General features: G+C 39.9%; 11 protein-coding genes and 1 tRNA gene. 6 read left to right on the forward strand and 6 right to left on the reverse strand.

Translation table 11 applies throughout. The features are described 5' to 3' along the window. Window positions 1–229 precede the first annotated feature (229 nt). Window positions 230–297: transfer RNA gene (locus R3E32_24130), tRNA-Ala, on the forward strand. A 63-nt stretch (window positions 298–360) separates the two neighbouring features. Here R3E32_24130 and R3E32_24135 read toward each other — a convergent pair. The 6 genes from R3E32_24135 to R3E32_24160 form a co-directional block, all read right to left on the reverse strand. Next, the gene (locus R3E32_24135) at window positions 361–918 is read right to left on the reverse strand and encodes a hypothetical protein (GenBank protein MEZ4887839.1); all 558 of its coding nucleotides are present in this window, start codon (window positions 916–918) and stop codon (window positions 361–363) included. Between the two features lie 121 nt (window positions 919–1,039). Continuing rightward, window positions 1,040–2,071, reverse strand: coding sequence for a DUF4340 domain-containing protein (locus R3E32_24140; protein MEZ4887840.1), 1,032 nt, complete (start codon window positions 2,069–2,071; stop codon window positions 1,040–1,042). 21 nt (window positions 2,072–2,092) lie between these two features. Next, entirely contained in the window at window positions 2,093–3,808 is a 1,716-nt protein-coding gene (gene gldG, locus R3E32_24145) for a gliding motility-associated ABC transporter substrate-binding protein GldG (protein ID MEZ4887841.1), read from the reverse strand. Between the two features lie 112 nt (window positions 3,809–3,920). After that, a complete protein-coding gene (gene gldF, locus R3E32_24150) occupies window positions 3,921–4,652 on the reverse strand; it encodes a gliding motility-associated ABC transporter permease subunit GldF (protein ID MEZ4887842.1) in 732 nt (243 codons plus the stop codon). Between the two features lie 272 nt (window positions 4,653–4,924). After that, a complete protein-coding gene (locus R3E32_24155; GenBank protein MEZ4887843.1) occupies window positions 4,925–5,629 on the reverse strand; it encodes a ComF family protein in 705 nt (234 codons plus the stop codon). A gap of 143 nt (window positions 5,630–5,772) precedes the next feature. Next, window positions 5,773–6,561: a hypothetical protein gene (locus R3E32_24160; GenBank protein ID MEZ4887844.1), complete on the reverse strand. Its 789-nt coding sequence runs from the start codon at window positions 6,559–6,561 to the stop codon at window positions 5,773–5,775. A gap of 201 nt (window positions 6,562–6,762) precedes the next feature. On the opposite strand from R3E32_24160, the gene R3E32_24165 reads away from it, so the two are divergent. From R3E32_24165 to R3E32_24185, 5 genes are all read left to right on the forward strand, one after another. Next, entirely contained in the window at window positions 6,763–8,457 is a 1,695-nt protein-coding gene (locus R3E32_24165; protein ID MEZ4887845.1) for a DUF389 domain-containing protein, read from the forward strand. Window positions 8,458–8,524: 67 nt separating this feature from the next. Beyond that, window positions 8,525–9,043 carry a DUF4199 domain-containing protein gene (locus R3E32_24170; protein ID MEZ4887846.1) on the forward strand — a complete coding sequence of 173 codons (519 nt, stop codon included), beginning with the start codon at window positions 8,525–8,527 and terminating at the stop codon, window positions 9,041–9,043. An 83-nt stretch (window positions 9,044–9,126) separates the two neighbouring features. Beyond that, window positions 9,127–11,511, forward strand: coding sequence for a CotH kinase family protein (locus tag R3E32_24175; protein MEZ4887847.1), 2,385 nt, complete (start codon window positions 9,127–9,129; stop codon window positions 11,509–11,511). A gap of 316 nt (window positions 11,512–11,827) precedes the next feature. Further along, window positions 11,828–12,223, forward strand: coding sequence for an RNA-binding protein (locus R3E32_24180; protein MEZ4887848.1), 396 nt, complete (start codon window positions 11,828–11,830; stop codon window positions 12,221–12,223). 529 nt (window positions 12,224–12,752) lie between these two features. Further along, window positions 12,753–14,075 (forward strand): O-acetylhomoserine aminocarboxypropyltransferase/cysteine synthase, encoded by a 1,323-nt coding sequence (locus R3E32_24185; GenBank protein ID MEZ4887849.1) that lies wholly within the window; start codon window positions 12,753–12,755, stop codon window positions 14,073–14,075. Window positions 14,076–14,165 lie beyond the last annotated feature (90 nt).

Here is a 14,165-nt window from a genome sequence, read left to right on the forward strand (position 1 = left end):
ATTTTTTTTGAACAACTTTTCGTCCAAAGTCTAATACTGATTAGTAAACTACCTAAAAGAGCTTAGAGAACATTTATACCTCATTTATCTTACAAGAATACAATCCTATTCATTGAATTATTCCTATATTTGACGAAGAGAATGATACAACTCAATTTCCTAATCAAGCTAAATGTTTGTAAATAGTTTGTACCAAACAGCAAATTAAAAGAATACATCTTGACTTTGAGGAGATTATACAAGGATGGCGTTTGACTGGCAGTCAAAAGGTCAGCGGTTCGACTCCGCTATTCTCCACAAATAATTGAAGCCAAGTAATTTATCGTAAATTACTTGGCTTTTTGCATTTGAACTTACCTATCAATCCTCCCCAAATATCCAATCCTGCCTCACCTCCGTTGGCTGCATGATGGCAGTATCTCCACGCATATCAAGCGAAACAGCACGACCGATATTGTTCTCAGGATGCACATATTGGAATCCAACTGCCCATTTAGGTTGGTCACCACCATATTGCCGCACTCCAAAGGCGTAGGGTTGCAAGGTATTGTAGCGGTTTCGGATGATATCGTTTGTGTCGGTGGCAAATTCACCTTGTTCCAATACAATTCCTTTTTTGGTCACACGCTTGGTCATATAGCCTTGATTGGCAGCCCATTGTTCAGCTATTGCAATCGCTTCGCCGCCTGTGATGTTTCGGGTGCGAGGTTTAGGAGGGATGGCAGTTCGTGCCACATATTTGTAAGGCAGGTAGTCAATACCTTCAATGGCAAAAGTGCTGGTATCAACCATTACTTTTTGAATCGTTTTTTCTACTGTCTGCTCAGTCGTTGAAGTAGTAGCAGAAGGTTCATTGCAGGCAAGGAACCAAAAAATACTGCTGAGAATCAATAAAGAAAGGGTAAATCTTTTTTTCATTGAAAAACTATTTTGAGATTTTGTGAAATAGACTTCCGAAATTTTCGCTTTGAAGAAAAGAGAAATAACGATAAAACCCAATCATTTTTTGGAGATATATTTCGGAAGTTTTGGCTTCAATTTATTCCACGACAGGCGTGTAGTAAAAATGTTCCAACCGTTTGAAAATCCCTTCAAAACTCCTTCGTTGAATCAACACAAAGTCTTTACCGTCATTGATAAATGCAAAAAAGCGATCTACATCAAAAGGCACATCTCGCCCATTTTCATCTACCTGCAATTTGCTGCGACGGTTGATAGGCATGTAGTGAACGGTCAATTTTTGTTCTTTGCCTTTTTTGGGAGTGATGGTCAGAATGGCAAAAGGTTTGGATGCCCGAACAGAGTCAATATGCGGATAGCTATTTTCAAAGCCTTCCAAATATACATTTTCAAAACTTTTGAGAAATTGTATGGTAACAGGTTTGTTCAGTTTTTCACTGGCTGCAATCGCCACTTTGCCGCCCAAAGACTCTACTTCAAAAGAATCTGCAATGGCTTTCAACTCAAAAGAAGATTCTTCAAAATGAGGATATTCCACTTTTACACCTGCAATGTCTGATGCCTTGTAGTTCATCAACATTCGGTCCCGCCAAGTTTCGGGAATCGTAAAAAATCGGGTCATCAAGTGTCCATCATGCCCCAACAAATGTACCACATACGGATCCTCCGTACCTTCGAGCATCATGTAAGTGCCTTTGCGGGTGTGTGGTGCGCCACCGAGTAAATACACTTTTGAAGCTTGTGTACTGTCCTCTTTGAAGATAGAAACCCGTCTAATGGGATCTTCAAAATTCTTCATTGTACTTTCATACGCATCTTTTCCAATAGGGTATTTCACCTGCAATTTGATCAAGGTCATCAAAACACGCTCCACTGCATCGGGACGGGCTTTGTAGCCACGATTGACCTGCCACCAGCCATTTTTTCTATCCAATTGCAGCTTTCTGCCTTCGTTGTCTTCAATGATAATTTTGGTGACGGCTGCGGTGTCAGTGAGCGCAAAAGCTGCGGTCGTTTTATTGAGCGTATTCGTGTCTATACTGTTGATTCCGAACCATGCAGCAAGAGCTATGGCAAAGAAAAGAAGTAAATATATTGCAGTCTTATTCATGTTTTTTTTTGTTTTGAAGTATTACGAAGCATATTTCCGCTTCCGCACATAATTGTACCCAATCCCAAATACCAATAGTGCCAACAAGGGAATCCCAAGATTCACCAATTGCCAAGTCGTTTTTTCGGCTTTCACTTTTGGGGCATCCAATAGCCGCAATTTGATGTCTTTGGATCGAGCTGCAATGATACCATTTTCATCGGTTAGCCATTCTACCGCATTTTGGATCAAAGCTTTGTTGGCAAAGTTTTCTTTGGTGAATTTGTAATATCCCAAAGGACTAATGCGGTTGTTGATAGGGTCATAATCGTTGCGAATCATGTCGCCATCCGAAATGACCACCATTCGAGTCGGTTTACTTTCCTCTCTGAAATCTACACCTTCAATGGTGTCAATCATGGCAATGGTTTCGGGAGCCAAGCGGTTTTTGAAGGGAGAAGGAAACACACCTTCCAACGCTACTGCAATGGGTTGCGGGCCAGCATTGAAGCGAGCGTCGTCCACCTGTCGATTTTGTCGTACATCGTTCACATCCACCATAATTGGCGCAGGCATCACACGGGTTCGAGAGCTGGTAGTCAGCAAAATCGTTTTTTCAATAGCAGCTTTGGTTTGAATCGTGTCCACAGTAGCTACAAATTGACCAAGAACTGCATTGAGGTTTTTGGTGACAGGATGTTCGTTGTTGGCCAAGTTAATGACAGGAAAATAGGGCCACGGAAACAAACGCATTTGTCGGGCATTGCCGAACTGATCTGTGCCAACGGTCAGCGGTATTTGGGTACATTGAAGGTCTTGAATCAAATCGAAATTGATCCGTACTCCATAACGAAACAGTTGATCTTCAATGTCTAATCCATAGTCCAATGCAATAAATTTGCCTCCATCTCGCTGCATACTGTCCAAACTTGTTGCCATGTTTTCGAGTAGCCAAAGCACCCTTCCACCATTCATGATGTATTGGTCAATCTTGAATTTGTTGACCTCCTCAAATGTTTTGGTCGGTCGGGCAATGATAACGGCATTGTAGCGAGGCGGAATATAGAGTTCTTTGGTAATGTCGAAACGATTGACAACATAGTAGTTTTCAAGTGTTGCGGTCATGTCACCTACTTCGGGGGCAGGGAGTTCACCATGTCCTTCAAGGAAAGCAATGGCAGGCTTGGTGGGGCGCCGCAATTTTTGAATGGCATTGGCTATGTTGTACTCTATCAGTGCAATGGAATTGTTGAGTGTTTCTTGTGGCGGACGGTTGAGTTGCTCCAACAACAAGGGTACGGCCAATTCTCGCCCTTTGTAGGCAACGATTAGGCCTGGAAACAAAATACTTTCTGAACCATCTGGCTCAAAAACTCTTGTGGGTTGCAGCCCTTTTTCAGACAATTGATCTATGATAGCTTTTCGCTCCTCAACGGATGTTCCTCCAATGGGGTCAATAAATTCATATTCCAAATCATTCCCTGCATACGCCCGAAATTCGTTGAGCATATCCAAAGTTCCATTCCGCAATCGCCGAAATCCAGGATTGAGTTCACCCTCCAAATATATCCGCACATACACCACATCGTCTAAATCCAACAGCAAATTTTGGGTCGCTTCTGTCAAAGTGAAACGCCCCTCTTTGGTGAGGTCTATTCGTTGGTAAACCGTTGAAGCCAATACATTTACTGCAATGAGTATTGCGAGTAAAAGGACGACTTGGAGTATGGCTTGGTATTTATTGTTTAATTGCTTCATTGTTGAATTGTTTCATTGCTTCATTGTTTCATTGTTGAATTGTTTCATTTTACTTTTCAACCATTTAGCCATACAGCCATGTAACCATTTAGCCATACAGCCATGTAACCATTCACCACTTCCTACTCTCCAAAACCGTTTTGGTCAGCAGAATAAAAATAGAAATAAACGAGAAAAAATACACCACATCTCTCGTGTCTACCACTCCTCGACTGATGGAAGTATAGTGCGCATTGATGCCAATGAGTTCTACAAGATTGTCGAAGGTAGCGTAAAATATGTTGAGTCGACTGAGGTATTCGAAGGCTTGAAAGAAAAAGAAGCAGAGAAATACCGCCAGAATAAAGGCGACAATTTGATTGGAGGTAATCGCAGATGCAAAGATGCCAATGGCCACAAAACAGGCTGCTAATAAGAACAAACCGATGTAAGAACCCCATACTGCCCCTGTGTCAATATTGCCAACGGGTGAACCCAAACTGTAAATCGTGTAGAAGTACAAGAGTGTAGGCAACAATGCAAAAATGACCAGCACAAAAGAGGAAAAGTATTTACCCAGAATGATTTGTAGGTCGGTAATTGGTCGAGTAGCCAAGAGTTCTATCGTTCCACTTTTGATTTCTTCGGCAAAGGAACGCATCGTAATGGCTGGGATCAAAAACATGAATATCCACGGTGCAAGGATAAACAAGTAGTCTAAAGTGGCATACCCGTAATCTAATAAACTGGTGTCGGGAAATATCCACAAGAACAGTCCTGTGATGACGAAAAAGACCGCTAAGGCAATGTAACCTGTGAGCGAACTGAAAAAAATGTTGATTTCTTTGAGAAATATTGTAAACATAGAGTGAAAATTAACCTCAGATGACTCTGAACACACAGAAATGGCGCAGATGCTTTTTTTGTCAAAAATAATTCCGCTCCTTTCTGCAAAGAATCCAAGTTATCTATGAAATCAAGCTTATCTGCAATGCAAAACCTGTGTTCCAAATTTGAACTGCAAAAATAGCGATATGTTGCGATTTTCCGCAAATACTTTTTTGAAGGCTTATCGGGACAAAATTCAAATACTTCTCAACCGCTGCCAAAATTGAAAATTGTTGGTAAGACATTGTACTACAAATGACTTGCACAAGCCAAAGTCACTATACTCAATCGGGTATTTTCAGCCTCCAAAATAAGCCGAGCGCAAGCTTCCAAAGTTGAGCCAGTTGTCACCACATCATCGACCAATAAAATGTGTTTATTTTGAAGCTGCTCGGGATGCGCTACTTCAAAGATATTTTCGACATTTTCCCAACGCTCCAAATGGTCTTTACGGGTTTGGGTATTGCTGAAAACTGCCCTTTTTAAGGCATCTGCACTCCAGGGAACATTCATAGACACAGATAAACCTTCTGCAAAAACATCACTTTGGTTGTAGCCCCTTCTTTGCTGCTTTTTGGGATGTAACGGAACGGGTACAATCAAATCTATGTCCTGAAAAGCAGCGGCTTCCAATAGTTTTGTTCCATACATTTTACCTATTTTCACTCCAATCTCAGACCGTCCATGGTACTTCAAATGGTGAATCAGTTGTTGGACTCTTGAGCCTTTGCTGAAATAGTAGAAAGCGGCTGCATTTTGTATCGGCAGTTTACCCCAAAAATGCTTGGCTACATGGTTGTCGGGTTCGTGGTGAAAGTTGGTTTGCGGCAAACTGTGACGGCAGTGCATACAAATCACATCTTCGTGTGTTTGCAGACTGCGGTTGCAAGCGGCACAAACTTCGGGGTAAAGTAGGTTGATAAAATCGCCGAGCCAGGTTTTGGATAGGTTCATGGTTGTGTAATTTTGATAGAATGGAAGCGATTTTTAAAAATACGGTGAAATTTGGATTTATTGAAGGAAATGCACAGAAAAAGCCCATTTCACAAATCCTGTAAAATGGGCTTTAGCTATGAAAGCTAAGGCTTTATTGAGTACTATTCATTCGTTTTCAACCCATCATCCTCTGGAATAGCTCTGATGTGGTCATCGTCAAAAGGCATATTGTTGCCATTTCCTTTTTTTCCTTCAATATTGTATTGATACGACACTCGGTGTTTGCCTTCATACACTTGACTGTAAATGCCTTTTACCCAAACAGGTTTTTCATTGACCGTCAAAAGAACTTCAACTTTTTCCCCTACTGCAAAAGATTTTTGGAGCGCATCTGCATAAAAAGTAGTGGTGATATCGCCTGTAAAAGGTCGGATGTGTTCATCATCAAAGGGCTTCAATTGTCCATATCCATTCCAACCGTCAATATCGTATTGATACGAAACTCGATGTTCTCCCTTATTGAAAATCATATAAGTGCCTTCAATCCAAACATCTTGACCATTCACAGGGATATTGATTTCCACCTTTTCCCCTTTTTCATAAGGTGTTTTTTTCTCTTCTGACTCCGTTTCTTTTTTTGCAGTTTCGGTTTCGGTTTTGAAAGTAGTGGTAATGTTGCCTGTAAAAGGTCGGATAGCATCGTCATTGAAGGGCTGCAATTCTCCACCGCCTCTCCAACCGTCAATATCGTAGGTGTAGTCGACCAAGTGTTTTCCTTTCTTGAATTTGAAGTAAGTGCCTGCAATCCAGACCTCTTGGTTATTGACCTTCAACTTGATTTCGACTTTATCACCCTTTTCAAAATTTTGATGGGCAAACAAAGAATGAGACGATAACAAAGCAAATGTGAAAATGGTCAAACAAAATAAAAAGGATTGGAAATTTTTCATGGTTCAATAGGTTTTGAGATAACATAAAAATGGTTTATTTCTATTAATGACTATCAGGAATAGAATGTAAACAAACTACGGTAAAATAAGTGAAATTAAAAAACTATTTTTGACTGTTTTCGCTGCTTACACTTTTGTTTCTTTTGTTATTAATGACTAAATTGGAAGGTGATTCACTAAACTCCCAAAATTACTACTACTATGGGCAACTCTACCAATTCAAACTTCAAGGATTCCCCTTTTGTCTTTTTGCGACAAAGACTCATTGAACTCTTCGACATTCGCCAAGAAACCGATAAACAAGGCACGATTGACTCGATTCGGCAATATACTCAATTGAAGGGCTACAATGTTTGGATTTTAATTGCGGCTGCAATGCTTGCATCTATTGGTCTCGACCAAAATTCTCCTGCTGTCATTATTGGAGCGATGTTAATCTCACCCTTGATGTCGCCTATATTGGGTATTGGCTTGTCGATTGGCATTAATGACAGAGAAACTTTTGTGTTATCAACTCGGAGTTTGCTTATTGCAATGGTTGCCAGTATTTTGGTGAGCTATTTGTATTTTTTGATTACCCCTTTGGGTGTGCCAACTGATCAGTTGATGGCTCGAACCAAACCGACTTTGTTGGATGTTGGGGTAGCTCTTTTTGGAGGTATTGCAGGTATTGTGGCGGGTTCGCACAAGGACAAAACGAATGCACTGCCAGGCGTGGCTATTGCTACGGCTTTGATGCCGCCGCTTTGTACGGTGGGTTTTGGCTTGGCGATTGCAGACCCTATCATTGCAGGAGGAGCATTTTATTTGTTTTTTATCAATGCGGTGATTATTTCGACCACGACTTTTGTATTTGTGCGGATTATGAAGTTTCCTGTATTGCAGCCGATTAGCGCAGAGGAAGGTCGCAAAACGAATTGGATGATTGGTGTTTTTGTGGTTTTGATTACGATTCCAAGTATTTTCATTCTCTTGGATACAATTGACCACATCCGACGAAATGTGTCTATCAATAAGTTTGTGGAAAGCAGGGTGGTAGATGAGGATAGAGAGGTGATTGATTGGGAAGAAGTGGAAGAAGCAGATGTTCACGAATTGAAGGTCTATGTGGTGGGCGCAAATATCACGGAGGATACGGTGATGAATTTGCAGGAGGCGATGCACAAAATGCCTAAGTTGGAGGAGTCTATGTTGAAGTTGGTGCAGGTGAATCTTTCGGAACGGGATAGGGCAAGTATTCGGTCGGATGCACGCAATGATTTGCAGAAGGATGTTTTTTGGGAGGTGAGCAAGCAGATTGCAGCTCATAAGGAGGAATTGGAAGATTTGAAGCAACTGGGAGAAGAGGTGAAGCAGCTTCGTGAAGAATTGAAAGAACAAACAAGTTCGGTTGAATTTGCGAATTACAATGGGACTGGTAGCAGTCGATATGCGGATGAGGAAGAAGAAGAAGATGAAAAGGAGGATAAAGGAGGAGGTTTGTTTGGAAAAAACAAGGATAAAGACAAGGAAGATAAAGAGGTTGCCAATATCAATGAAAGCCGCTTGGACAAAATCAAGGAGGAATCGTCTGGACAGGTGATTTTGAAGCGGGAACTGCGTGTGAAAAAAACCTACAATGGCAATGGTTTTACGGAAATACTGTCTCCCGCCAAAAATGCGATTGTGGGAAATATGCTGACTTTGGTACTAAAAGACAACCTCAAAGAGGATGCGGAGATTGTGATTGAAACGCAGGTGAACGATTTGGGGGATGTCTATATTGGTACAATGAAAGCTGGCACGAATCGCTTTACGGTGAATTTTACTCCTCGCAGTAAGTTTCCTAAAGGGCTGTATTACTGGAATTTGCGATCAGATGAAGGAAAAATGGCAGGGAAGTTTTATATTGAGTAGGGAATTATTCTTGTGCTCTTTTTGTTATCTTGCCATTCCTTTTACTCAAATTCAAAAAATAGCAACTATGAGTGAACCATTCAACATTCCCAAAGCTCCAATTTTTCCAATTGCCCTTCGATATGGAGTGATTGTAGCTGGCATTGGCATCCTGTTTACCATCATTTTGTTTCTTTTAGAAATGGATACTTCCTCATTGGCTCAAGTGCTGGGATATTTGGTGCTAATTGGCGGTATGCTTGCAGGTATTTTGGAGTATAGAGACCAAGCCAATCAAGGATTTATCAATCATGGTCAAGTCATCAGTGTCGGTGTATTGATTGCAGTAATAGCGGCTTTTATCCTCGGTCTTTTTTCGATTATCTATATGCAATACATCAATCCCGAAATGATGGAACAAGTCATCCTTATTCAAGAAGAAAAATTCATCGAACAAGGTATGAGTGATGACCAAATTGAAAAGGCCATCAGTATGATGCGAAAATTTTCCCATCCCATGTTTTCCATTCCTTTCACTGTTCTTTGGTATGCTTTTGTGGGTTTAGCAGTTTCTGCTATTGCAGGTTTTTTTGTCAAAAAAGACTAAAGAAAATTCAAATACAGGCTTCAAACTCAAAATTCAATCATACCTTTGATTCAGATAGTTTTACAATGGAAACCCTTTTCTAAATGCAGCGATTTTTAACTACTTTCTTTTTACTTCAATTATTTTTTTTGCCATTATCCATTGCAGCTCAAGAAGACTGCACCGAACTTGCACCCATACAAGCCTATCACCCACTTTTTGACGATTCTACCATTCCAAGAATTGATATTGGTATTGAGCCTATTGATTTGCAAACGATACTGGAGTTTCCACAAAGCGATGATGAGTTCTCCGCTACTTTCACTTACACCAATAAAATGGAAGAAACAGTAATCGAAAATATTGGTTTTCGATTGCGAGGCAATACTTCTCGAAATGCAGCTAAAAAATCCTTCAAAGTATCCTTCAATACTTTTGAATCGGGGCGAAAATTTCACGGTTTGGAGAAAATGAACCTCAATGGAGAACACAATGACCCCTCGATTATCCGCTCCAAATTGTGTTGGGATATTTTGGGGCAGATGGATGTCATAGCATCAAGGGCAAATCACGTGGCGTTGTACATCAATGGGGATTATTATGGACTATATATCAACGTAGAACACATTGACGAAGAATTTTTGAAGGATAGATATACAGGCAACGATGGAGGCAATTTGTATAGATGCCTTTACCCTGCCGATTTGAATTTTGAAGGCAATTCTCCAGAAAACTACAAGGAAGAACAAAATGGGCGGCGAAAATACGATTTGAAGACCAATACAATTACTGATGATTACACTGATTTTGTGAATTTTATCACCGTTTTGAACGAAACTCCAACGGCTGACTTTAAGGTGGCAATTAGTGAAGTCATGGATGTAGATGTATTTTTGCGAACCTTGGCGGCAGATGTATTTATGGGCAATTGGGATGGTTATTCCTTCAATATCAATAACTTTTACCTTTACCACAATCCTTCAACCGACAAATTTGAATACATCGCCTATGATCTCGACAATACCTTTGGCATTGATTGGTTCAACATCGACTGGGCAACACGCAATATTTACAACTGGACTTCGGAATCACACAACAATGTATTGACAAACCGTATTTTGGAAGTGCCTGAGTTTAAGAATCGCTACACCTATTATTTGCAGCAATTGGTGAATGGTTACGCACATCCCAATCATTTTTTTCCGATCATTGATTGTTTACACGACCAAATCACTCCTTTTGCAGAAGCAGACAATTACCGAACGTTTGATTATGGTTACACGATTCAAGACTTTCACGATTCTTACGAACAGGCTTTGTCGGGTCATGTCAAATATGGCATCAAAGATTACATCACAACTCGCCGCAACAGCATCCTAAATCAATTGCAAATCAAAAATATTCCTCCAATCATTCGTAGGATACATCACACACCCAAAATACCGCTAACCAATTCGCCTATAAACTTTTCGGCAACGATTGAAGACGATAATGACGATAGCCCCTATGTAGTTTTGAACTATAAAATAGCAGATGGAGAATGGACACATGTAACTATGCTCGATGATGGCAGTCAAAATGACAAATCTTCCAATGATGGCATTTATGGTTATGTACTTCAATCCTTCAATATTCCTCCTCATACATTGATTCACTATTACATTACGGCTTCGGATAACTTGGTTGCCAACAATCGAGAGCCACTCGCAGGTGATTTCACCTTGCAGTTAGGTGGCGAACGTGCCAATTTGCGAATCAATGAATTTATGGTCAGCAACAGTCAAACCATTGCAGATGAATTTGAAGAATACGATGATTGGATAGAACTCTACAACGCAGGAAACACGCCTATTTATTTGGGAGATAAATTTTTGACAGATAATTTGAGCAATCCCGATAAGTGGCAACTGCCTGATATGACGCTATCTCCACAAGATTTCGTATTAATATGGGCAGATAATCAACCCGAACAGGGAACTTTTCACGCCTCTTTTAAGTTAAATAAAGAGGACGAGTCCATTGGTCTATTTGATTCAGAGGCAAATGGATTTACGGCAATAGATATGCTTTCTTATCAAAACTTAGAAAGAGATGTGGCGTATGGCTTGACAATAGATGGCGAAGGAGATTTCACCATATTGTCTATTCCTTCTCCAAATGCTTCAAATATATTGGTGAATATTGACGAACAAAATGTCTTTCACCAATTTATTGAAATAAAATCGGTCTATCCCAATCCTTTTGAAGAAACATTTACCGTTTCATTTTATTTAAAACAAAATGCAAAAGTAGGCGTGACTTTATTGAATTTGGTAGGTCAAAAAGAAGAAGTTTCACCACTTCAATATTTCAGCGCAGGACATATTGAGCTTCAATATAGGCTCAACAAACACCTTGCAAAAAGTTTGTATCTAATACAGCTACAAATAAAAACTGAAAATACTGCAATGATTTATTTACCTTTGCAGCGTATAGTAAAATCGGACTAATCGTCCTTTATAGAATAGAAAAACACAGGCACAAGCGGAATCTTCAAGAATTTATTTAATTGACAATCAGATTATTACTCTCCTTTCAATTAGTATATCACACTCGATTTATTCCAAAGATATTAGGTGTTAAAATAATTTCACAAAACGAAGTTTATTTTTTGAGAAAAACACTATAACACCAAGTATTAGTTGTATCTTTGTTTCATTATGGAATGATTGTATTTTTTTGGATAGCTTCAAGGTCTTTTAGAATTCTTTGCTACTCAGAAAATCGTTATATTTTTATTTTTTTTCTTTTTAAATTTTTTATAAGATGAACATTTTTGTAGCAAAGTTGAACTTTGACACTACCGAAGAAGATTTACGCGATCTTTTTGAAGAATTTGGCGCAGTTGATTCTGTGAAAATTGTAATGAATCGCGACACAGGCAAATCTAAAGGATTTGGATTTGTTGAAATGCCTAACGACGAAGAAGCAGGTGCAGCTATTGAAGAATTGAACGAATGTGAATTTGATCACCGTACTATCGTGGTTAAAAAAGCAGAACCAAGAGAAAACAGAGACAGCAGAGGCGGCGGATTTAACCGTGGCGGCGGCGGAAGAAACAACAACCGTGGCGGCGGTGGCGGAAGCCGAGGCGGCTGGGGTGACAGAAGCGGTGGCGGCGATAGAAATAGCGGCGGCGGCGAAAACAGAAGAAGATACTAATCAAATAGTTATCCGATGTGCTTAATGCACTAAACAAAATAAACCCCCTATCTTTTTAGTAAGATAGGGGGTTTGTATTTTATAGATGCTTATCAAGAAAGGAAGCGTTTTCCAAACTGTCGTATTTTTAACACATTCTGCGATTTTGGTTTGATTTTTTGAATAAGGCATTAAAAAATTGTAGTATTATTGAAAATATGCTAATTTTGACAAACTAACACTAACAATATTTAAAATTCAATGTCCAATAAATTCACATATACATTTTCGCTAACTACTACAAGCACAAACTGCTGTTGTTGTTGCTGTACCTATGTGAAAGGTCTTTGGTCTTCAATATGAATTTTAGTGTCATAAAAAACAAGACAACAACTAACCCCCAAAAAGCCTTTCTTCCATATAAAAACGAAGAAAGGCTTTTTTTTGGCATTATTTTCCAAAACTCTACTCAGAAATCATCAAGAGAGGTGGATTATGTTAACAACACAATCTTTATTCATTAATTATAACTCTTAAAAATTCAGAAAAAATGAGCGAGAATTATCGTTTTGAAACACTTCAGCTTCATGCAGGGCAAACGCCTGACCCCACTACTGGTGCAAGAGCAGTACCGATTTACCAAACAACCTCCTTCAATTTCAAAGACACCGATCATGCTGCAAAGTTATTTGGCTTGCAGGAATTCGGAAATATTTACACCCGTATTATGAACCCAACAACGGATGTATTTGAGCAGCGCATGGCAGCTTTAGAAGGAGGTGTTGCAGCTTTGGCAACTTCTTCGGGGCAGTCTGCACAGTTCTTGGCATTGACCAATATCTTAGAAGCAGGTGACAATTTTGTGTCGACTTCCTTTTTGTATGGTGGTACGTACAATCAATTCAAAGTATCTTTCAAGCGTTTGGGTATTGAAGCACGATTTGCAGAAGGCGACAACGCCGATAGCATGGAGTCCTTAATTGATGACAAAACCAAAGCCATTTACCTAGAGGCAATCGGCAACCCAGAAGGCAATATTCCAGATTGGGACAAGATTGCAGCAGTTGCCAAAAAACATGACATTCCTTTGATTGTCGACAATACTTTTGGTGCAGGCGGATACCTCTTCAATCCATTGAAACATGGTGCCAATATCGTGGTTCATTCGGCTACCAAATGGATTGGCGGACATGGCACGAGCATTGGCGGAGTCATCATCGACGGCGGGAATTATAATTGGGGAAATGGAAAATACCCACAATTTACCGAACCATCAGAAGGCTATCATGGTATGGTATTTTGGGATATTTTTGGCGCAAATGGCCCTTTTGGCAACATTGCTTTCATTATTCGAGCAAGGGTAGAAGGTTTGCGTGATTATGGAAATGCAATGAGTCCTTTCAATGCATTTTTGTTTTTGCAGGGTCTGGAAACATTGTCGCTACGAATGGAAAGACACGTATCAAATGCCATGACTTTGGCAAAATGGTTGGAAGGCCATGAATTGGTGACAAAGGTGACTTATACGGGTTTGGAGAGCAGTCCATACCACCATTTAGCAAAAAAATACCTTCAAAATGGTTTCGGCGCAGTCTTGAATTTTGAAGTAAAAGGGGATATTGAAGGAGCAAAAGCATTTATCAACAACCTCAAATTGGTGAGTCACTTGGCCAATGTCGGGGATGCTAAAACTTTGGCGATTCACCCCGCTTCTACGACACACGAACAAATGTCACCTGAAGCACAATTGGCTTCAGGTGTTGCTCCTGGTCAAGTCCGCATTGCAGTAGGCACAGAACACATTGACGATATTATTGAAGACTTTGAAGGAGCTTTTGCAGCGGTAGAATCAATTTTGCTTGTAGAGGCTTAGGATTAATAGAAAACTGATTGAACAGATTGGAATTCGTATTTAGCTTATCGGTCGAAATCTGTTCAATCAATTTTATCTCTGAGTGATAAT

It is taken from the genome of Chitinophagales bacterium (genome assembly GCA_041392475.1).
In the GTDB taxonomy this organism is placed as follows: Bacteria; Bacteroidota; Bacteroidia; order Chitinophagales; family UBA2359; genus JAUHXA01.

Excerpts from the sequence above, each read along its gene's own strand:
- R3E32_24170 (MEZ4887846.1), top strand. The coding sequence starts at position 8,525 with ATGAGTGAACCATTCAACATTCCCAAAGCTCCAATTTTTCCAATTGCC.
- R3E32_24160 (MEZ4887844.1), bottom strand. The coding sequence starts at position 6,561 with ATGAAAAATTTCCAATCCTTTTTATTTTGTTTGACCATTTTCACATTT.
- R3E32_24180 (MEZ4887848.1), top strand. The coding sequence starts at position 11,828 with ATGAACATTTTTGTAGCAAAGTTGAACTTTGACACTACCGAAGAAGAT.
- gldG (MEZ4887841.1), bottom strand. The coding sequence starts at position 3,808 with ATGAAGCAATTAAACAATAAATACCAAGCCATACTCCAAGTCGTCCTT.
- R3E32_24155 (MEZ4887843.1), bottom strand. The coding sequence starts at position 5,629 with ATGAACCTATCCAAAACCTGGCTCGGCGATTTTATCAACCTACTTTAC.
- R3E32_24165 (MEZ4887845.1), top strand. The coding sequence starts at position 6,763 with ATGGGCAACTCTACCAATTCAAACTTCAAGGATTCCCCTTTTGTCTTT.
- gldF (MEZ4887842.1), bottom strand. The coding sequence starts at position 4,652 with ATGTTTACAATATTTCTCAAAGAAATCAACATTTTTTTCAGTTCGCTC.
- R3E32_24175 (MEZ4887847.1), top strand. The coding sequence starts at position 9,127 with ATGCAGCGATTTTTAACTACTTTCTTTTTACTTCAATTATTTTTTTTG.
- R3E32_24140 (MEZ4887840.1), bottom strand. The coding sequence starts at position 2,071 with ATGAATAAGACTGCAATATATTTACTTCTTTTCTTTGCCATAGCTCTT.
- R3E32_24135 (MEZ4887839.1), bottom strand. The coding sequence starts at position 918 with ATGAAAAAAAGATTTACCCTTTCTTTATTGATTCTCAGCAGTATTTTT.
- R3E32_24185 (MEZ4887849.1), top strand. The coding sequence starts at position 12,753 with ATGAGCGAGAATTATCGTTTTGAAACACTTCAGCTTCATGCAGGGCAA.